Origin of the sequence: Pantoea sp. BS_8 (assembly GCF_041954965.1) — a bacterium.
In the GTDB taxonomy this organism is placed as follows: domain Bacteria; phylum Pseudomonadota; class Gammaproteobacteria; order Enterobacterales; family Enterobacteriaceae; genus Pantoea; species Pantoea stewartii.
Window position 1 is genome coordinate 55,471 of record NZ_JAVAXU010000009.1, and the last position, 17,952, is coordinate 73,422.

The window sequence follows — 17,952 nt, forward strand, 5'->3', positions numbered from 1 at the left end:
TCTGGTAAGAACAAATCTCAGCGAGGTAGCTATCAAAAGCAATGCTCTCAGTATTAACGGTTTTCTGATCCCGTTGGGTAATGGTAAACACTACGGCTAATATCCAGCAAACGGCAGCTGCGGCGGGTGCCGACATCGAATGTGTCCTGCAGGAAGTTGACGGCCTGACGCTTCTCGTGCGTAGTAAAGAAGTTCTTCAGAACGCTTTGCAGCATCTCCTTGTCGGAATGAAGTGCGTGCAGTTCGCGCGTCAGTAACTGAACCTTTTCTTCCAGCTCCTTGATTTTTCTGCCTTCTTCCGAGGCTAACCCAGAAAACTTCTTCTTCCAGCTATAGAAGGTTGCCTCAGAGATGCCAAGCTCTTCACAAATCTCTTTAACCTTAACGCCCGATTCAGAAGCTTTAATGGCATTTGTGATTTGATCTTCGCTATATCGTGACTTTCTCATAAATGCTCTTACCTTTCTTATCAATTAATGGATGAGGATTACTTTATTAACCTTTGGTACTGTAAAAGTGTGTGGAATGCCGTGTTTAAATACGGACGTTAAATTACGTGGGTTAAATTAAGATATTTAGAATAAATATCATCATGGGATAAATCTTATTTTATTCTGATCGGGATGCCGCGCCTTCCTGGTATGGGTTTTTTGATATAAATTCATCGCACCCCAAAGATAAAAAATGACTGTAATTTGGCTGGTTGACGCCTCCGCATCCGTTTTATTCAGGAATGACGGTTTTTGTTAACATTAATGATTTCATTTTGAAATCGTTTCCAGTAGTCGGCATTCGTGCCAGATATAATCAGAATTCTCCTGAATTCTTTCATTAAAATATAATCGGATTCTCATTTTCGAGCCGGGTTGGCTTGATGATTATCATTTCGCTTTGAAATTTAAGCGCTTATTAATTCGCCCATGGATGGGCGTGCCGAAGCGGTAGATGTTGAGTATTACTAAGGAACAGTCGATGAAATTTAGCGTAATGTCTAATGCCGCCTGGATGATGTCTGAAAAGATTATCTCCGTCTTTGGCGTCATTTTCGTGACGTCTTACGTGGCTAAATCCTTTGGCCCAACCCTATTTGGGCAGATGGCGTTTTCAACATCGTTATTTGCCATGGTGCAAACCATAGCCCTATTTGGCACTGAAACTATTTTGTTTAAACGTGTCAGCAAAAATGCCACCAAAGGTTTGCGCTTAATGCGTATTGCACGTACTTTGCGTATGGTTTTATTACTTATTACCTCGGCACCAGTGTTAATTTGGGTCTGGTACAACATGCAGGAAAATTTCCTGGCATTTGCGCTGGCTTCATTTGTTGCCTCTGTTTTTGTCACGCAGGATACGTTTAGCGTTTATAACAATGCACGTCTGGCATCAAAGCTGAATACCGTGGCGAATGCCGTCGGCATGCTGGTGAGTTTTGCGTTGAGTTTCACTATTGCCTGGCTACGCCTGAATCCGCTGTGGCTGACATTGTCAGTTATCACGGTAACGCTGGTGCCGTATGTCATTAAACGCTACTGCTTTTACCAACAGCATCAGGAGCAATTTCCCCCGCGGGAAACACGCACCCTGTATTTGCGTTATCTGCTGTATGCGGGCTTGCCATTGGCCATTTCCAGCATTTTTATTTCTGTCCAGGTCAAAACCGCGCAGATGTTTTTGGCCGGCATCGCCTCGGCGCGCGAGCTGGGTTTATTCGCTGCTGCCAATACGATTGCCGCGTCCTGGATTTTTATTCCCGTGGCGCTGATTACCTCCTGTTTCAGCGAGATTTTTCGTGCGCGTGGAGACGACGCCGTCAGGCTGACGGCCCGGCTCAATGGCTACGTGATGGCCGTGTCGCTGTTGATGTTGTTTATCGTCGCGTTGTGGGGTGAGCACATTATTGTGGCGTTATATGGCCCGGCCTACAGGCAGTCAGGCAACCTCATCACGCTGTTATCCCTGGCGACCAGTTTTTCGGCAATGGGAACCGTCGCGTACCGTTTTATGGTGAAAGAAGGGGGCTTTGATTATTTACTGAAGAAAATCATTTGTCTGGTGCTCATCAGCATCCCGCTTTCCTGGTGGCTAATTCAGGGCTACGGCATCATGGGGGCCGCCTGGAGCGTTTTTCTGTCTGAGCTCCTGTCCCTCACCGTCATGAATTACTTCTTTAAACGCGGCGTGATTCAAAAAATTCAGGTTTCCTCACTTAACTACAAAACCTACAAATGAGGTCAAATATGCTCAGGTTGAAGCAAGAGCTCAGAAGAAGTTTGCAGTACTTTATTAAGAAGATGCCCTGGACTTATCAGGATCGTATTTATTACTTCCGCAAGTTCAGAAAGCTCCCGAATCTGCGTGAGCCCAAGGTCTTCAACGAAAAAGTGCTGTATCGCAAGTTTATCCATGGTGATTACCAGCTGTATGCGCGCCTGTCCGATAAGTATTCGGTGCGCGACTATATTGCGGAAAAGATCGGTAATGACTATCTGATTCCGTTGCTCCACGACACCACCGATCCCACCACGTTGAATGATCTTACGCGCTGGCAGGGCACGGTTATCAAACCGAATCATGCTTCAAACATGGTAGAGATCGTGCTGGAAGAACCGGATGCGCTTCGTAAGCAGCAAATCATTCATAACTGCTATTCGTGGTTAAAAACCGATTTCGCCAACGAAGCGCGTGAGATCCACTATCGCTATATCAAGCCACGTATTCTGGTTGAGCAGTATATTGGTGACGGTAAAAGCGCGCCGGTTGATTACAAGTTTCATATGTTCAATAAGCGCGATGGCAATTTTGAGTATGTTCTTCAGGTCATCTACAACCGCTGTCAGCCTCAGCTTTCGATGAATTTTTACGTTAATAACCTCTCCGAGGCTTACCATAAAATTCGCGATACCGGCCTGGATGTTTCCCCGATCATGCCCTCACTGGAGCGGGCACTTGCCCTGAGCAAAACGCTGGCCAGTGACTTTGACTACGTGCGAGTCGACTGGTATATCCACGACCAGCACATCTATTTTGGTGAACTGACGTTTACGCCTGGCGCAGGCATGGTAACCGGACTGGATCGTGGCTTAGACAAAATGATGGGTGAAATGTGGATTCAGGAACGTCGCGGAACGCAGAGACCGGACGTTGACGTACAGGATGTCGCCATTCCTGTCATGTTGAAGAAAATTTGACTTTACACAGCAATATAAAAAACCCCGCTTTGCGGGGTTTTTTATTGGTCATTCAGGGCATTGGCCAGTTCGCAGGCGCACGGCTCATCATGTCAATGAACACTTCTTTAGAGACGCTCAAAAAATGGTGCACGTTTTCCATGCTTAGCGTGATGCCCATTAAACCGGTCACAAACCAGCACGACAGACCAACGCCCACGCCGCCACAGAGAAAGGCCATGACATGATGGCTGTCCTGGCGAAGGCGGGTTTTCAGTGTACTGGCGAAAAACATCATTACAGCGCTCAGCAATTCCCAGCGCATAACAAGAAAACTGGTGGTTAGGGTAGCCATCAATTTTGACCTCAAAATCGGAAAGGACGCCTGACTGTCTGCGAACATCACGTCGGCGGAAAAGTCTGTCAGGTGGGGCTCTTTCGTCGGCAACAAACGTCATAATGTGATGTGGGTCACATTATATCATCTGGTTCTCAATTTTTGTACAGAATTTGTTTGATTTGTCAGCGCAGTGTCAAGCCAGCGGAAGGGTAAAAAAGAGGGGATAAAGCCGTGCGCCCGATCGGGCGCACGCGGGCTGTTAATTAAGCGGACAACATTCACCCGTTGTACGCTGCGTAAAGCTGCTCATCGTTTCCCCACAGTCAAAGCTCAGCAGGCGTGGACGCTGAACCGCCTGGCGACGCATATAGTGACGATACGCCGTAGGCGTCTGGGAAAACTGGCGGCGAAAGACCCGTGAGAAGGTCTGCTGCGAATCGTAGCCGTACTGCATCGCAATATCGAATACCGGACGCTGCGTCTGACGCAGCGCTTCTGCGGCCAGCGTCAGCCGGCGTTCGCGGATATAACCACCCAACGTCTGTTTCGTTACGCTACGGAACATACGTTGCAGGTGCCATTTCGAATAACCGGACTTCGCGGCCACCTCATCGATTGACAGGCTTTTATCCAGGTTCTGGTCAATCCAGTGGGTCAGTGAATGAATGATCTCTTCTTGTATCATGGCCTCATCCTTCTGGTGAATGTCCCCGTCACCGTGCATGCCGCAGTTTGTGAGGCTGATAATCAGCCTGCAGGGGGCGTGACGTCGTCAGGGCGGGTGTTGTTCTGATGGGAAAGGAGTATAATTCCTCAAGTTAACTTGAGGTAAAGTGCCAGATGAAAAAAGATCGCAATTATCCAAAACCGGTGCTGACACCGGGGGAAGTCGCGCGGCGAAGCGGCGTGGCCGTATCAGCGCTGCATTTTTATGAAAGCAAAGGGCTGATTTCCAGCACGCGCAATCCCGGCAATCAGCGGCGCTACAGCCGTGATGTCCTGCGCCGTGTGGCGATCATTAAAATTGCCCAGCGCATCGGCATTCCGCTCGCCAGCGTCAGCGACAGTCTGGAAAACATGCCTGCGGATAAACGCATGTCTGCGCAGGACTGGGGCAATCTGACGCAGCACTGGCGGGATGAACTGGATAAGCGCATCGAAACCCTGACGCGCCTGCGTAACGACCTGGATGGCTGCATTGGCTGCGGCTGTTTATCCATGCGTGACTGTCCGCTCCGTAACCCCGGTGATCGGCTGGGACAGCAGGGATCAGGTGCGGTCCTGCTGGATCCCGAGCAGGATGGTTCTCTGCACAAGGTGAAGTGACGTCTATACTGTCTGCATATTCACTCGCAGGGAATCATGATGATTACTGTTCACCATCTGGAACAATCTCGTTCGCACCGCGTGCTGTGGATGCTGGAAGAGCTGGAAGTGCCTTATCAGGTTAAACGTTACCAGCGTGAAGCCTCCATGCTGGCACCGGAAGCACTGAAAAAAGTGCATCCCTTAGGCAAATCGCCGGTTATCACAGATGGCAATCGGGTGGTGGCGGAGTCCGGGGCCATACTGGAATACCTCGAAGAAAAGTACGACAGCGAGAAGCGATTACAGCTTACCGACGAAGAGGCGCGCCTCCAGGCGCGTTACTGGCTACATTACGCTGAAGGTTCCCTGATGCCGCTGCTGGTCATGAAGCTGGTGTTTGGCCGGCTGGGCAGCGCGCCCGTGCCCTGGTTGCTGCGTCCCGTGGGTGCCGCGCTGGGGAAAGGCGTACAAAAAGCCTGGCTGGACAAACAGCTCCACGTCCACAGGCAAATGATTGAAGATCATCTCTCGGCCAATCCCTGGTTTGCCGGTCAACGATTCAGCATCGCCGATGTGCAAATGAGCTTTCCTGTTCTGGCGCTGAGCCAGCGCGCCGGCTTGCACAATGCGCCCGCCACGCAAAAATGGTTAACCACCGTTCAGCAGCGCGCCGCATGGCAACGGGCCATTCAGCAGGGCGGTGAACTCACTCTGCCGGGCTGAGGCGATGCGCTCTGATGACGCCGTCCGGCGTCATCTCTCTTCCACCAACATCCTCCTTCATCGACCAGCCACGCTGCCTGCAAGAATGTTACTGGCAGGTTTCCAGCACGTTCCTGATGTTACTAACCTGATCTTTATACGCAGTAATTCCCTCTGAACGGTTGAAAAGCGGCGGTTAAAGACCGGATAATCTGCCCCCTTCAGTCTGGTGGTGCTTGTTACACCCGTTCTGCGTGGCGAAGTAAACGTTTGCCTTTTGTCGGTTGCCCGTGGGTAAAGACATATTCAGGGAATGCAGAACGGTGACCGCGTGAATTACACAATAAAAATTTTTGAGGCTTAACTATGTCAATTGAATCACGCCCGACCAGTGGAAGACTGGATGCCTGGTTCGCCATTTCGGCCCGTGGCAGCAGCGTGCGACAGGAAATCCTGGCCGGGCTGACGACCTTTCTTGCCATGGTCTATTCGGTGATCGTGGTCCCCGGTATGCTGGGTAAAGCGGGGTTCTCTCCTACGGCGGTGTTTGTTGCCACCTGCCTGGTGGCAAGCTTCGGGTCAATCCTGATAGGGCTGTGGGCCAATTTACCCATGGCGATTGGCTGTGCAATCTCGTTGACGGCCTTTACAGCGTTCAGTCTTGTACTGGGTCAGCACATCAGCGTGCCGGTCGCGCTTGGCGCTGTGTTCCTCATGGGGCTGCTGTTTACGCTGATTTCCACCACCGGAATTCGGGCCTGGATCTTACGTAATTTGCCCATGGGCGTCGCACACGGTACGGGCATCGGGATTGGCCTGTTTTTACTGCTGATTGCCGCTGACAACGTGGGGCTGGTGGTCAGAAACCCTGGCTCAGGTTTACCGGTGGCGTTGGGGCACTTTACCTCCTTCCCCGTCCTCATGTCTTTGCTGGGGCTGGCGGCGATTTTTGGTCTGGAGAAGCGCCGGGTGCCTGGCGGTATTTTGCTGACGGTCATCGTGATCTCTGCTCTCGGCCTGGCCTTCGATCCCGCCGTCCGCTGGCAAGGGCTGTTTGCGCTGCCGAGCCTGCGTGATGCGCAGGGGACATCGCTGTTTTTCAGCCTCGACATTATGGGCGCGTTGCAGCCTGCCGTCTTGCCCACCGTACTGGCGTTAGTAATGACGGCGGTATTTGATGCGACCGGCACGATTCGCGCCGTGGCCGGGCAGGCCAATTTACTCGATAAAGACGGGCAGATTATTAACGGCGGACGGGCACTGACCACGGATTCGCTGAGCAGCCTGTTTGCCGGACTGGTGGGCGCGTCGCCTGCCGCGGTATATATTGAATCGGCGGCCGGTACGGCGGCAGGCGGTAAAACCGGCCTGACGGCAATCGTCGTGGGTCTGCTGTTTCTGGTGATTCTGTTTATGTCTCCGCTGGCTTATCTGGTACCAACTTATGCGACGGCACCCGCCCTGATGTATGTCGGCCTGCTGATGCTGAGCAACGTCGCTAAAATCGACTTCGCCGACTTTGTCGATGCGATGTCGGGCCTGCTCACCGCAGTCATTATTGTCCTGACCTGTAACATTGTTACCGGCATCATGATCGGTTTTGCCACCCTGGTAGTTGGCCGACTGTTTGCCGGTGAATGGCGTAAGTTAAATATTGGCACGGTCGTGATTGCCGTTGCGCTGGTGGTTTTTTATGCCGGAGGCTGGGCGATCTGACTGTCTGACCGGACGTGCAGCCGTGCGTCCGGAATTTTCCGCTTTTTCCTCACCGAAGCACACGTAGCTTTTTCCGCGCTTGCCAGTTTGTTTTACACTTTATCTTCACGTTGATTCAAAGATAACAACCCGCCTAAGGAAAGCATGGAAATCTTTTTTACTATTTTGATCATGACGCTGGTGGTGTCGCTCTCTGGGGTCGCCGCGCGTATCTTGCCTTTTCAAATCCCGCTGCCGCTGGTGCAAATTGCCGTTGGTGCGCTGCTGGCCTGGCCCACGTTTGGTCTGCATGTGGATTTTGACCCGGAATTATTCCTCGTCCTGTTTATTCCGCCGCTGCTCTTTGCCGACGGCTGGAAAACACCGGTCAGCGAGTTTCTGCACTATGGCCGGGAAATCCTTGGCCTGGCGCTGGTACTGGTGTTGATCACCGTCGTCGGTATCGGCTACCTGATTTACTGGACCGTGCCGGGCATTCCGCTTATCCCTGCGTTTGCGCTGGCCGCCGTGCTCTCACCCACCGATGCCGTGGCCCTTTCTGGTATCGTCGGTGAAGGCCGCATTCCTAAGAAAATCATGGCGATTCTGCAGGGCGAAGCCTTGATGAACGATGCCTCTGGCCTGGTTTCACTGAAGTTCGCCGTCGCGGTCGCGATGGGCACCATGGTATTTAGCTGGGGCGGTGCCAGCGTAGAGTTCCTCAAGGTGGCGCTGGGCGGCCTGGTGGCTGGGGTTGCGGTCTGCTGGCTTTACGGGAAGTCGCTACGTGTGCTGAACCGCTGGAGCGGCAGTGATGACGCAGCCACACAAATTGTTTTGCTGTTACTGCTTCCTTTCGCCTCTTATCTGATTGCTGAGCACCTCGGCGTATCCGGGATCTTAGCCGCCGTCGCGGCCGGGATGACGATTACGCGCTCTGGCATTATTCGTCAGGCACCGCTGACGATGCGCCTGCGCGCCAACAGCGTCTGGCATATGCTGGAATTTGTGTTTAACGGTATGGTGTTCCTGATGCTGGGTCTGCAACTGCCCTCTATCCTGCAAAAATCCATCGCCGAGGCCAATGCGGATCCCAATGTGGATATCTGGATGATTTTTGCCGATATCGTGCTGGTCTATGCGGCGTTAATGGTGGTGCGCTTCGGCTGGTTGTGGATTATGCAGCGCTTCAGTAAACGGTTGCTGAAAAACAAGCCGTTAGTGTTCTCCTCGTACTCACTGCGTGAACTGTTAATCGCCTCCTTTGCGGGCGTGCGCGGTGCGATTACGCTGGCCGGTGTGCTGTCGATCCCGCTATTTCTGAGCAACGGCAATCCTTTCCCGGCCCGTTACGAACTGGTGTTTATCGCGACCGGGGTGATTCTGTTCTCCCTGCTGGTCGGCGTCATTATCCTGCCCGTCCTGCTGCGCGGCGTCGAAACACTGGATAAAAATGCGCATCGCCATGAAATACAGCATGCGAAGGCGGTAATGGCGGGGGCGGCGATTGAGAGTCTGCAAAAAATGGAAGCCAGGCTCGAAAAAGAAACCGATGAAAACATCGATCCAGAGCTGCTAAAAGAGGTAAGCCTGCGCGTGACCGGGAATCTGCGCCGTCGCGCCGAGGGCAAAAATGACCTTGAACATGCCCTGTTTGCCGAAAATCTGGAGCGCCGTTTCCGTCTGACCGCGCTCCGTGCCGAGCGTGCGGAGGTCTATCACCTGCGTGCCACCAAGGCGATTTCGAACGAGACCATGCAAAAATTGCTGCACGATCTGGATCTGCTGGAAGCGCTGTTGATCGAGAAAGAGGCGTAACTCGCCGCCGCTTTCGGGCCCAGCCTGCTTCGCCGTGCGGCGGTGAGCAGGCGGGGCATCAGACAGACAGGCGGGGTGCATCATCGGGCCAGTGGGCCCGGCAACAGGCGATCCAGGCCTGCGCACTGCGCGACAGATAACTTCCTTCCCGCCAAATCAGCCCCAGATGCCACTGAAGTTCAGACGCCAGCGGCAGCCACAGTAACGACTGCTTATCTAAACGCTGACAAATGGGTTCAGGCAGAATGGCCAGGCCCATCTCTGCCTGAACCATGGCGGCCAGAAAATCCCACTGCCCGCTTCGGACGGCAATCGTGGGCGTTATTCCCTGACGCTGAAACGCCTGCATCAACTGCCGGTTCAGTGAAAATTCTTCGTTAAAGATAAGCAGCGGATGCGCCGCCAGCTCAGAGAGTGAAAGCCGGGTGCGACGTAGCCAGGGCGCCTTACGCGGCAGCAACACACAGAGCGGATGGCGCATAAGGGATAAGGTGGCGAGGGGCAGTTCGGGATCGACCGGGAGCGCCGTCAGGGCGATATCCAGTGTTCCGGCCAGCACGGCTTCCTGCACCGTCAGCCCGCCAAATTCAGCAATGTTGAGTTCCACGCCCGGATAGCGGCGGCGAAACGCGGAGACGGAACCGGCAATCTGCATGCCCACCATTGGGGGAATACCGAGGCGCAACTGGCCGGTTTTCAGATCGTTAATATCGCCTATCTCTGCCTCAAGCTGATGAAACTCTTGCAGAATCGCCAGACCGCGTTGGTAGACCGCCTGACCGCTGTCCGTCAGATGCAGGCGGCGACCATCACGCAGAAGTAAGGCACAGCCCAGTTCCTCTTCTAACTGGCGCACCATTTTGCTGATTGTCGGCTGCGTCACGAACAACGCCTGTGCAGCCCGGGTAAAGCTTTGTTGGCGGACGACCTCGGTAAAGTAACGCAGGGCGCGAACGTCCATAACTATTCCCTTTTGGCATGATTTGGATAATTTTAATTCATTTCTTTCACCCCATGCAGCAAATCTATACTGGACGCATTCATTCCAGAGGGGAAAGACAAATGGCACTGGCCTTGGGTCGCCTGAACGTCAGCCACATAAACCGGCTGAGCGTGCCGGTACAACTGGCGCTCTACATCTCGCTGTTTATCGCCAGCGAACAGTTGGTGAACTGGCTGCACTTGCCGCTGCCAGCCAACGTGGTAGGCATGCTCCTGCTGTTGTTGCTTATCGCGCTGCGTATTTTACCCCTGCGCTGGGTAAAGGCCGGGGCAAGCTGGTTGCTGGCAGAGATGCTACTGTTTTTTATCCCGGCGGTGGTTGCGGTCATCAACTACGCGGACCTGCTGCAGGTGGACGGCTGGCGAATTTTTCTGGTGATTGCGGTCAGTACCACGCTGGTGCTGGCGGCAACGGCGCTGGTTGTGGACCGGCTTTATCGGTTTGAAGTGGCGCGCGCGGCGCGTAAGAAGAACAACGATGCCTGATTTGCCGATCAGCCTCCTGTGCGCGGCCGCCACGTTAGTGATCTACTACGTGAATAAACGGCTGTATCGACGCTGGCCAACGCTGCTGCTGATGCCGTTGATCATGACGCCCATGATTCTGGTGCTGCTGTTGCTGGTCACCCATATCAGCTGGCAAAACTACATTGCCGAAAGTCACTGGTTGCTGTGGCTGTTGGGGCCCGCCACGCTGGCCTTTGCAGTGCCCGTGTACGAAAACATGGACGTGATAAAACGCCACTGGTTATCGCTCAGCGCCGGTGTGCTGACCGCCACCACGGTATCGGTGTGCAGCTCGGTGTGGCTGGCGCGTTTGCTGAGTTTGCCCGAAAGCCTGCAACGCAGCCTGGCGGTGCGCTCCATTACCACGCCTTTTGCCCTGGCGGCCGCCAAACCCATGGGCGCACAGCCCGATCTGGTGGCGCTGTTTGTGGTCATTACTGGCGTATTTGGCATGGCGGTCGGCGACGTCCTGTTTTTACGCATTGCTATCCAGCAAAGCGTGGCGAAAGGGGCTGGATTTGGGGCCGCCTCCCACGGTGCGGGCACCGCGCGGGCTTACCAGCTGGGCCAACAGGAAGGCGTCGTGTCCAGCCTGGTGATGATGTTATCCGGCGTGGTTACGGTGATTCTGGCACCGTTAATCGGGCACATTATGTGGGCACAGTAAGGCGGCAGACGGCACAACGGTGCCCGCCGTCACTGGCCAGCTGACAGACATGATTGTCATGAATGACATCACTTTTTACGTAAAGCTTTCCAAATAAAGTTGTCACCTCGTTTCAGACTGCTACCCTTGAGGCGGAATTATTGGACCCCTCATGGAGTAGAATCATGTTTAAACAACTTGTCACAGGAAGCGCGCTGAGCGTTATGTTGCTGAGCGGCGCTGCGCAGGCTATCGAAGGCAGCGTGGATGTGGGCGAGCACAGTACGAATCTCAATCTCGGACTGGGCACCACGTCACCGGGCCTGTTCCTGAATGGCAACTGGTTACGTAGCGATCATGACGGAAGCACCTACGGTGCAGGACTGGGTTACAACGTTGATGTTGGCGATTTGCGCCTGGCACCAACCGCAAAGGCGATTTTTACCCATCCTGAAGACGGGAAAGACGGATTTGCGGTGGCGCTGGGTGGCAGCGCGCAGTACAACATCAACAGCATGTGGGGCTTATTCGGTCAGTACTATTACGCACCAGAAGGCCTGACTGACCACCTGGACAGCTATCAGGAGGCAAGCGGTGGTGTGAGCTTCACGCCTGTTTCTCTGCTTAACCTGCGCGTCGGTTATCAGTATATCGAGCTGAATAACAAAGGTGGCCGTAAAGATAACGTACTGGTCGACGGCCCGTACGTCGGCGCGTCACTGCGTTTCTGACAGCGGTCTGAGAAAAAGGGCAGCGACCTGGCGGTGGCTGCCCTTTTTTTATTGCAGGCACTACAGATTAGTGTGCTTTACCCTGCTCAATACCTGAACCCGTCTGGGAACGAATAAACTGTGCCCGGAAACGGGAGCGTTCTTCAGCACCCTGCGGTGAATGGTCGGTAATGGAAAACAGCCAGGTGCCAATAAAGGCGATGGCAATGGAGAACAGCGCCGGATATTCATAAGGGTAAATGGGGGAAGCGTGTCCCAGCACCTGTACCCAGACCGTGGGTCCCAGGATCATCAGCACCACTGCCGTGATCAGCCCCAGCCAGCCTCCCACCATCGCACCTCGTGTGGTGAGCTTTGACCAGTACATGGACAGCAGGATAATCGGGAAGTTACAGCTGGCCGCGATCGAGAAGGCCAGCCCCACCATAAACGCGATGTTCTGCTTCTCAAACAGAATGCCCAGCGCGATGGCTACTGCGCCCAGCACCAGCACCGTAATTTTCGATACCCGCAGTTCGTCGCGCTCGCTGGCCTGGCCTTTACGGTAAACGCTGGCGTACAAATCATGCGACACCGCCGACGCGCCAGCCAGGGTCAGGCCCGCCACCACCGCCAGAATCGTGGCGAAAGCGACGGCGGAAATAAAGCCCAGGAAGGTACTGCCGCCCACGGCGTTAGCCAGATGCACTGCCGCCATATTGGTGCCGCCAATCAGCGCACCCGAAGCATCTTTAAAGGCCGGGTTAGCTCCGACCAGTAAAATGGCACCGAATCCGATGATAAAGGTCAGGAAATAGAAGTAACCCATAAAGCCGGTGGCCCAGAAAACGCTTTTACGCGCCTCTTTCGCATCGGCGACGGTAAAGAAACGCATCAGGATATGCGGTAAGCCCGCCGTTCCAAACATCAGCCCCAGCCCCAGCGACAGGGCAGAGATCGGGTCTTTAACCAGCCCGCCAGGCTGCATAATGGCCGCCCCTTTCGGATGCACTGCCATCGCCTCAGTGAACAACGTATTAAAGCTGAAGCCGCTACTTTTCATCACCATAATCGCCATAAATGAGGCACCGAACAGCAGCAGAACGGCTTTGATGATCTGGACCCAGGTCGTCGCCAGCATCCCGCCAAACAGCACGTACAGCACCATCAAAATGCCCACCAGAATGACGGCGATATGATAGTTCAGACCAAACAGTAACTGAATCAGCTTACCGGCACCGACCATCTGCGCAATCAGGTAAAGCGCAACCACCACCAGTGAGCCGCAGGCGGACAGGGTGCGAATGGGCTTTTGTTTGAGGCGGTAAGAGGCAACATCGGCAAAGGTATATCGGCCCAGGTTACGCAGACGTTCAGCAATCAGGAACAGGATCATCGGCCAGCCGACCAGAAAACCGAGCGAATAGATTAAGCCGTCATAACCCGAGGTATAAACCAGCGCAGAAATCCCCAGAAAGGAGGCGGCAGACATAAAGTCACCGGCCATCGCCAGCCCATTCTGGAAGCCGGTAATATTGCCGCCCGCCGTATAATAATCGCTACGCGAGCGGGTTCGCTTTGACGCCCAGTAAGTAATACTCAGCGTCGCACCGACAAAAATGACAAACATCACAATGGCCTGATAATTAACGGCCTGCTTCTGCACCGCCCCGGTAATCGCATCGGCGGCCAGGGCGGAAAAGGGCAGGAGGGCGGCCAGCATCCACAGCATAAGACGCATCATGGTTTTACCTCGCTGAGGATAGCTTTTGTCAGGCGATCAAACTCGCCATTGGCGCGCCAGACATACACGCCGGTCAGTAAAAAGGAGATAACGATCAGGCCCACGCCAATCGGAATACCGCGCGTCACGTTGGTACCGGCATGCAGCGGCGTACCTAACCAGCCGGGAGCAAACGCAATCAGCAGAATAAAGCCGACATAGAGCACCAGCATGATTAGCGACAGCAGCAGGGCAAAGGACTGGCGCTTATGGACCAACTCCTGAAAGCGCGGATTTTTTTCAATTTGTTGGTAGATTCTTTCCTGTTCGGGCAGGGCATCGTTCATCACATTATCTCCAGAAGCTTGCAGGCGTGGACCTCACGCAACGGCGTGAATGCGTTATATTTTTTGTGACTACAGAAACACACTACGTAGGGAAGCGGTGGCGGAAAGCCTGATGCTTTCCGCCGGCGTGGTATTACGGCAGGGTGATGGATTGTTTCTCTTCAAGCAGTTTCTCAACGACGCCAGGATCGGCCAGCGTGGAGGTATCGCCTAAATTACTGGTATCGCCTGCGGCAATCTTGCGCAGAATACGGCGCATGATTTTGCCGGAACGGGTTTTTGGCAGCGAATCCGTCCAGTGCAGTACATCAGGCGTGGCAATCGGGCCAATCTCTTTACGCACCCAGTTACGGACCTCGGTATAAAGCTCCGGTGAGGGCTCTTCCCCGTGATTCAGGGTGATATAGGCATAAATAGCCTGGCCCTTAATGCTGTGCGGAATACCTACTACGGCCGCTTCGGCAATTTTCGGATGCGACACCAGCGCGGATTCGATCTCGGCAGTGCCCAGGCGGTGCCCTGACACGTTCAGTACGTCATCCACACGGCCGGTAATCCAGTAGTAGCCGTCCTCATCACGTCGCGCGCCATCGCCGCTGAAATAGGCATTTTTAAACGTCGAGAAGTAGGTCTGCTCGAAACGTTCATGATCGCCAAACAGCGTGCGCGCCTGACCTGGCCAGGAATCCGTGATCACCAGATTACCTTCACAGGCGCCGTCCTGAGGATTGCCTTCGTTATCCACCAGGGCAGGCTGGACACCGAAGAACGGCGTGGTCGCCGAGCCGGGTTTCAGCACGGTGGCACCCGGCAACGGCGTAATCATGAAACCGCCGGTCTCTGTCTGCCACCAGGTATCGACAATCGGACACCGGCTGTTGCCGATTTTTTTGTGATACCACTCCCAGGCTTCCGGGTTAATGGGCTCGCCCACTGAACCCATGATACGCAGGCTGCTACGGTCGGTGCCCTCAATCGCTTTATCCCCTTCCGCCATCAGCGCGCGGATAGCGGTAGGCGCGGTATACAACAGGGTCACCTTGTGCTTATCAATCACCTGGCCCATGCGGGCTGGCGTCGGCCAGTTTGGCACGCCTTCAAACATCAGCGTCGTGGCCCCACAGGCCAGGGGACCATAGAGCAGATAGCTGTGGCCGGTGACCCAGCCCACGTCCGCCGTACACCAGTAAACGTCATCCTGATGATAATCAAAGACAAATTTAAAGGTCGTGGCGGCGTAAACCAGATAGCCCCCCGTGGTATGCAGTACGCCTTTAGGCTTACCGGTTGAACCGGAGGTGTAGAGAATAAACAGTGGATCTTCGGCCTGCATTTCGGCGGCAGAGTGGTTGGTGCTGGCGTTCTGCATCAGCTCATGCCAGTGCCGATCGCGTCCTTCAACCCAGCCGACATCTTTGCCGGTTCGTTGAAAGACCACCACGTTTTTCACGCTGTTCACATTGGGATTTTTTAATGCATCATCCACATTTTTCTTCAGTGGAATCGTGCGGCCCGCACGTACGCCTTCGTCGGCTGTCACAATCAATGATGCGCTGGAGTCGATCACCCGGCCCGCGACGGCTTCCGGTGAGAAGCCGCCGAAAATGACGGAGTGCACCGCCCCGATGCGAGCACAGGCCAGCATCGCGACGGCGGCCTCGGGCACCATGGGCATATAAATCGCCACGACGTCGCCTTTTTTGACGCCAAGCAGTTCCAGCACATTGGCAAAGCGGCATACATCAGCATGCAGCTGACGGAAGGTCAGGGTTTTGCTTTCACTGGCATCGTCGCCTTCCCAGATAATGGCGGGATGATCGCCCCGGGTAGCCAGATGGCGATCCAGGCAGTTTGCGGCCAGATTGAGCGTGCCGTCTTCATACCAACGAATTGAAATATTGCCTGGCGCAAATGAGGTGTTTTTGACTTTGCTGTAAGGTTTTATCCAGTCGAGGATTTTACCTTGTTCCCCCCAGAAGGTTTCTGGATCGGTAACAGACTGCTGGTACATCGCCTGATACTGTTCGGCCGTAATCAGCGCGGTTGCTGCGATATTTTCTGGAACAGGATAGTTATGATTTTGGCTCATGGCGATTCTCCTTGAAGATGTTAATCATATGTCAATCAATAGTTAAGTGAAGCAGAGCAACAAGATTTGTTTCTTTTTTGCGCCATAGATCACGCGTTAACCTTGTTGACATAAAAACGTCGCAAAAGAATGAAAAACGCGCTAACGCCATGCAAAGGATAGGGATTTAGATTGCAACATTTTGTGTCTTGCGCTGTTTAAAAAAGCAGCGAACGAACCGCGTAGTGTTTGCCCACAATCTGAATAGCTATGCGAAAACTTATCGAAAGTTTACTTTTCATAACAGCAGGTTAGGAATAAATAGCCGCATCAGCATTTTATGCTTAAGAGATGGTTAAGTTTTAATCGAAGCCACCAAGGGTTGCATTTACTGCAGCGAAAATGGTACTTATCTCGCCCCTGATAATCAGGTATCAACTCAGACCGCGTCTGAAATGGGTTTAGAAATCATCGCATCGCAATGCGGGACGCTGTCTAAAACACCCTCTACTTTACCGGGCTTTTTGCTCACTTCCCTGTGTGTATTGTCTTCTGCACCTTCGCAGTAGAGAGAAACGGGTTTTGACTGAGGAAATTACGCGTTATGAAAGGTTTTAAAATCAGCCTTGCGTGGCAGATTCTGATAGCACTGGTGCTCGGCATCATCGTGGGTGCCGTATTGCATAATCAGCCAGATGATCGTGAATGGTTAGTCAATAATATTCTCAGCCCGGCGGGCGATATCTTTATTCACCTGATAAAGATGATTGTCGTGCCTATCGTGATTTCATCCCTGATTGTCGGTATAGCCGGTGTTGGTGATGCGAAAAAGCTGGGTCGTATTGGTCTCAAAACCATTGTGTACTTTGAAGTGATTACCACCGTTGCCATTGTGGTCGGGATTACCCTGGCAAATGTGTTTAAGCCCGGCACTGGCATTGATATGTCTACGCTGGCAACGGTGGACATCTCTAAATATGAAGCCACGACGGCGCAGGTACAGGAAGGGACGCACAGTCTGGTTGCGACCATCCTTTCTTTGATCCCGCAGAACATCTTTGCCGCGATGGCGAAGGGTGAAATGCTGCCGATTATTTTCTTCTCAGTCCTGTTTGGTCTGGGGCTGTCGGCCCTGCCCTCCGAACAGCGCGATCCGCTGGTCAACCTGTTCCGCGGCGTGTCTGAAACCATGTTTAAAGTGACGCATATGATCATGCGCTACGCGCCAGTAGGCGTGTTTGCTTTGATCGCCGTGACGATTGCTAACTTTGGTTTTGCCTCGCTGTGGCCACTCGCGAAGCTGGTGTTGCTGGTCTATGTCGCTATCCTGTTCTTTGCGTTTGTGGTGCTGGGGGCGGTAGCACGCTTCTGCAAACTGCGCATTACTACGCTGATGCGCATTTTAAAAGACGAGCTGATCCTGTCCTACTCGACCTCCAGTTCTGAAACCGTGCTGCCACGCATCATGGAGAAGATGGAAGCTTACGGTGCACCAAAAGCCATCACCAGCTTCGTCGTGCCCACCGGCTACTCGTTTAACCTGGATGGTTCAACGTTATACCAAAGTATCGCCGCGATTTTCATCGCGCAGCTGTACGGTATCGACCTGTCACTGACTGATGAAATCATCCTGGTGCTGACGCTGATGGTGACCTCTAAAGGGATTGCAGGCGTGCCAGGCGTTTCGTTTGTCGTCCTGCTGGCGACGCTTGGCAGCGTCGGTATTCCGCTGGAAGGACTGGCGTTTATTGCTGGCGTTGACCGCATCATGGATATGGCCCGTACCGCGCTGAATGTCGTGGGTAACGCCCTGGCGGTGCTGGTGATTGCCCGCTGGGAAAACCAGTTCGATGCAGAGCAGGCGAAAGCGTATGAATTGCAGTTACGGACGCAAACCGCGCCTTAATGCGGATTAGCAA

The 17,952-nt window shown here is 53.6% G+C and carries 17 protein-coding genes; 10 read left to right on the forward strand and 7 right to left on the reverse strand.

Features of this window, described 5'->3' with window-relative positions; all coding sequences use genetic code 11:
* Positions 1-53: 53 nt before the first annotated feature.
* Positions 54-449 carry a transposase gene (locus RAC65_RS16155; protein WP_033738988.1) on the reverse strand — a complete coding sequence of 132 codons (396 nt, stop codon included), beginning with the start codon at positions 447-449 and terminating at the stop codon, positions 54-56.
* A 523-nt stretch (positions 450-972) separates the two neighbouring features.
* Here RAC65_RS16155 and RAC65_RS16160 point away from each other — a divergent pair.
* A complete protein-coding gene (locus RAC65_RS16160; RefSeq protein WP_282498362.1) occupies positions 973-2,229 on the forward strand; it encodes an oligosaccharide flippase family protein in 1,257 nt (418 codons plus the stop codon).
* Between the two features lie 8 nt (positions 2,230-2,237).
* Positions 2,238-3,188, forward strand: coding sequence for an ATP-grasp fold amidoligase family protein (locus tag RAC65_RS16165; protein WP_039339061.1), 951 nt, complete (start codon positions 2,238-2,240; stop codon positions 3,186-3,188).
* A gap of 52 nt (positions 3,189-3,240) precedes the next feature.
* Here RAC65_RS16165 and RAC65_RS16170 read toward each other — a convergent pair whose 3' ends face one another.
* Both RAC65_RS16170 and soxS read right to left on the reverse strand, forming a co-directional pair.
* Positions 3,241-3,522: a YjcB family protein gene (locus RAC65_RS16170; RefSeq protein WP_006121568.1), complete on the reverse strand. Its 282-nt coding sequence runs from the start codon at positions 3,520-3,522 to the stop codon at positions 3,241-3,243.
* A 244-nt stretch (positions 3,523-3,766) separates the two neighbouring features.
* Positions 3,767-4,192, reverse strand: coding sequence for a superoxide response transcriptional regulator SoxS (soxS, locus tag RAC65_RS16175; RefSeq protein ID WP_006121570.1), 426 nt, complete (start codon positions 4,190-4,192; stop codon positions 3,767-3,769).
* Positions 4,193-4,347: 155 nt separating this feature from the next.
* Here soxS and soxR point away from each other — a divergent pair, with 155 nt between their 5' ends.
* The 4 genes from soxR (at position 4,348) to RAC65_RS16195 (ending at position 9,030) form a co-directional block, all read left to right on the forward strand.
* Entirely contained in the window at positions 4,348-4,833 is a 486-nt protein-coding gene (soxR, locus tag RAC65_RS16180) for a redox-sensitive transcriptional activator SoxR (protein ID WP_006121571.1), read from the forward strand.
* 39 nt (positions 4,834-4,872) lie between these two features.
* On the forward strand, positions 4,873-5,538 hold the full coding sequence (locus RAC65_RS16185) for a glutathione S-transferase family protein (RefSeq protein WP_033738991.1): 666 nt from the start codon (positions 4,873-4,875) through the stop codon (positions 5,536-5,538).
* 345 nt (positions 5,539-5,883) lie between these two features.
* Positions 5,884-7,233, forward strand: coding sequence for an NCS2 family permease (locus RAC65_RS16190; protein ID WP_375096883.1), 1,350 nt, complete (start codon positions 5,884-5,886; stop codon positions 7,231-7,233).
* 144 nt (positions 7,234-7,377) lie between these two features.
* Positions 7,378-9,030 carry a Na+/H+ antiporter gene (locus RAC65_RS16195; RefSeq protein WP_033738994.1) on the forward strand — a complete coding sequence of 551 codons (1,653 nt, stop codon included), beginning with the start codon at positions 7,378-7,380 and terminating at the stop codon, positions 9,028-9,030.
* A gap of 58 nt (positions 9,031-9,088) precedes the next feature.
* Here RAC65_RS16195 and RAC65_RS16200 read toward each other — a convergent pair whose 3' ends face one another.
* The gene (locus RAC65_RS16200; protein WP_039339057.1) at positions 9,089-9,991 is read right to left on the reverse strand and encodes a LysR family transcriptional regulator; all 903 of its coding nucleotides are present in this window, start codon (positions 9,989-9,991) and stop codon (positions 9,089-9,091) included.
* 101 nt (positions 9,992-10,092) lie between these two features.
* Between RAC65_RS16200 and RAC65_RS16205 the strand changes: the two genes are divergently transcribed.
* From RAC65_RS16205 to RAC65_RS16215, 3 genes are all read left to right on the forward strand, one after another.
* Positions 10,093-10,518 carry a CidA/LrgA family protein gene (locus RAC65_RS16205; RefSeq protein WP_058707826.1) on the forward strand — a complete coding sequence of 142 codons (426 nt, stop codon included), beginning with the start codon at positions 10,093-10,095 and terminating at the stop codon, positions 10,516-10,518.
* On the forward strand, positions 10,511-11,206 hold the full coding sequence (locus tag RAC65_RS16210) for an LrgB family protein (RefSeq protein ID WP_033738999.1): 696 nt from the start codon (positions 10,511-10,513) through the stop codon (positions 11,204-11,206). The genes RAC65_RS16205 and RAC65_RS16210 overlap by 8 nt, the downstream gene beginning before the upstream one ends.
* 164 nt (positions 11,207-11,370) lie before the next feature.
* The gene (locus RAC65_RS16215) at positions 11,371-11,916 is read left to right on the forward strand and encodes a YfaZ family outer membrane protein (RefSeq protein WP_006121584.1); all 546 of its coding nucleotides are present in this window, start codon (positions 11,371-11,373) and stop codon (positions 11,914-11,916) included.
* Between the two features lie 67 nt (positions 11,917-11,983).
* Here the strand turns inward: RAC65_RS16215 and actP are convergent, their stop codons facing one another.
* From actP to acs, 3 genes are all read right to left on the reverse strand, one after another.
* The gene (gene actP / locus RAC65_RS16220) at positions 11,984-13,639 is read right to left on the reverse strand and encodes a cation/acetate symporter ActP (RefSeq protein ID WP_375096884.1); all 1,656 of its coding nucleotides are present in this window, start codon (positions 13,637-13,639) and stop codon (positions 11,984-11,986) included.
* Entirely contained in the window at positions 13,636-13,965 is a 330-nt protein-coding gene (locus RAC65_RS16225; RefSeq protein ID WP_054688417.1) for a DUF485 domain-containing protein, read from the reverse strand. The genes actP and RAC65_RS16225 overlap by 4 nt, the downstream gene beginning before the upstream one ends.
* 133 nt (positions 13,966-14,098) lie before the next feature.
* Positions 14,099-16,054: an acetate--CoA ligase gene (gene acs / locus RAC65_RS16230; protein WP_110268077.1), complete on the reverse strand. Its 1,956-nt coding sequence runs from the start codon at positions 16,052-16,054 to the stop codon at positions 14,099-14,101.
* A 583-nt stretch (positions 16,055-16,637) separates the two neighbouring features.
* Here acs and gltP point away from each other — a divergent pair.
* Positions 16,638-17,939, forward strand: a complete 1,302-nt coding sequence (gltP, locus tag RAC65_RS16235; RefSeq protein WP_006121589.1) for a glutamate/aspartate:proton symporter GltP — start codon at positions 16,638-16,640, stop codon at positions 17,937-17,939.
* The last annotated feature ends 13 nt before the right edge of the window (positions 17,940-17,952 follow it).

Excerpts from the sequence above, each read along its gene's own strand:
- gltP (WP_006121589.1), top strand. The coding sequence starts at position 16,638 with ATGAAAGGTTTTAAAATCAGCCTTGCGTGGCAGATTCTGATAGCACTG.
- RAC65_RS16225 (WP_054688417.1), bottom strand. The coding sequence starts at position 13,965 with ATGAACGATGCCCTGCCCGAACAGGAAAGAATCTACCAACAAATTGAA.
- RAC65_RS16205 (WP_058707826.1), top strand. The coding sequence starts at position 10,093 with ATGGCACTGGCCTTGGGTCGCCTGAACGTCAGCCACATAAACCGGCTG.
- actP (WP_375096884.1), bottom strand. The coding sequence starts at position 13,639 with ATGATGCGTCTTATGCTGTGGATGCTGGCCGCCCTCCTGCCCTTTTCC.
- RAC65_RS16195 (WP_033738994.1), top strand. The coding sequence starts at position 7,378 with ATGGAAATCTTTTTTACTATTTTGATCATGACGCTGGTGGTGTCGCTC.
- RAC65_RS16170 (WP_006121568.1), bottom strand. The coding sequence starts at position 3,522 with ATGGCTACCCTAACCACCAGTTTTCTTGTTATGCGCTGGGAATTGCTG.
- RAC65_RS16185 (WP_033738991.1), top strand. The coding sequence starts at position 4,873 with ATGATTACTGTTCACCATCTGGAACAATCTCGTTCGCACCGCGTGCTG.
- RAC65_RS16210 (WP_033738999.1), top strand. The coding sequence starts at position 10,511 with ATGCCTGATTTGCCGATCAGCCTCCTGTGCGCGGCCGCCACGTTAGTG.
- RAC65_RS16190 (WP_375096883.1), top strand. The coding sequence starts at position 5,884 with ATGTCAATTGAATCACGCCCGACCAGTGGAAGACTGGATGCCTGGTTC.
- acs (WP_110268077.1), bottom strand. The coding sequence starts at position 16,054 with ATGAGCCAAAATCATAACTATCCTGTTCCAGAAAATATCGCAGCAACC.
- RAC65_RS16155 (WP_033738988.1), bottom strand. The coding sequence starts at position 449 with ATGAGAAAGTCACGATATAGCGAAGATCAAATCACAAATGCCATTAAA.
- RAC65_RS16200 (WP_039339057.1), bottom strand. The coding sequence starts at position 9,991 with ATGGACGTTCGCGCCCTGCGTTACTTTACCGAGGTCGTCCGCCAACAA.
- soxS (WP_006121570.1), bottom strand. The coding sequence starts at position 4,192 with ATGATACAAGAAGAGATCATTCATTCACTGACCCACTGGATTGACCAG.
- soxR (WP_006121571.1), top strand. The coding sequence starts at position 4,348 with ATGAAAAAAGATCGCAATTATCCAAAACCGGTGCTGACACCGGGGGAA.
- RAC65_RS16165 (WP_039339061.1), top strand. The coding sequence starts at position 2,238 with ATGCTCAGGTTGAAGCAAGAGCTCAGAAGAAGTTTGCAGTACTTTATT.
- RAC65_RS16215 (WP_006121584.1), top strand. The coding sequence starts at position 11,371 with ATGTTTAAACAACTTGTCACAGGAAGCGCGCTGAGCGTTATGTTGCTG.
- RAC65_RS16160 (WP_282498362.1), top strand. The coding sequence starts at position 973 with ATGAAATTTAGCGTAATGTCTAATGCCGCCTGGATGATGTCTGAAAAG.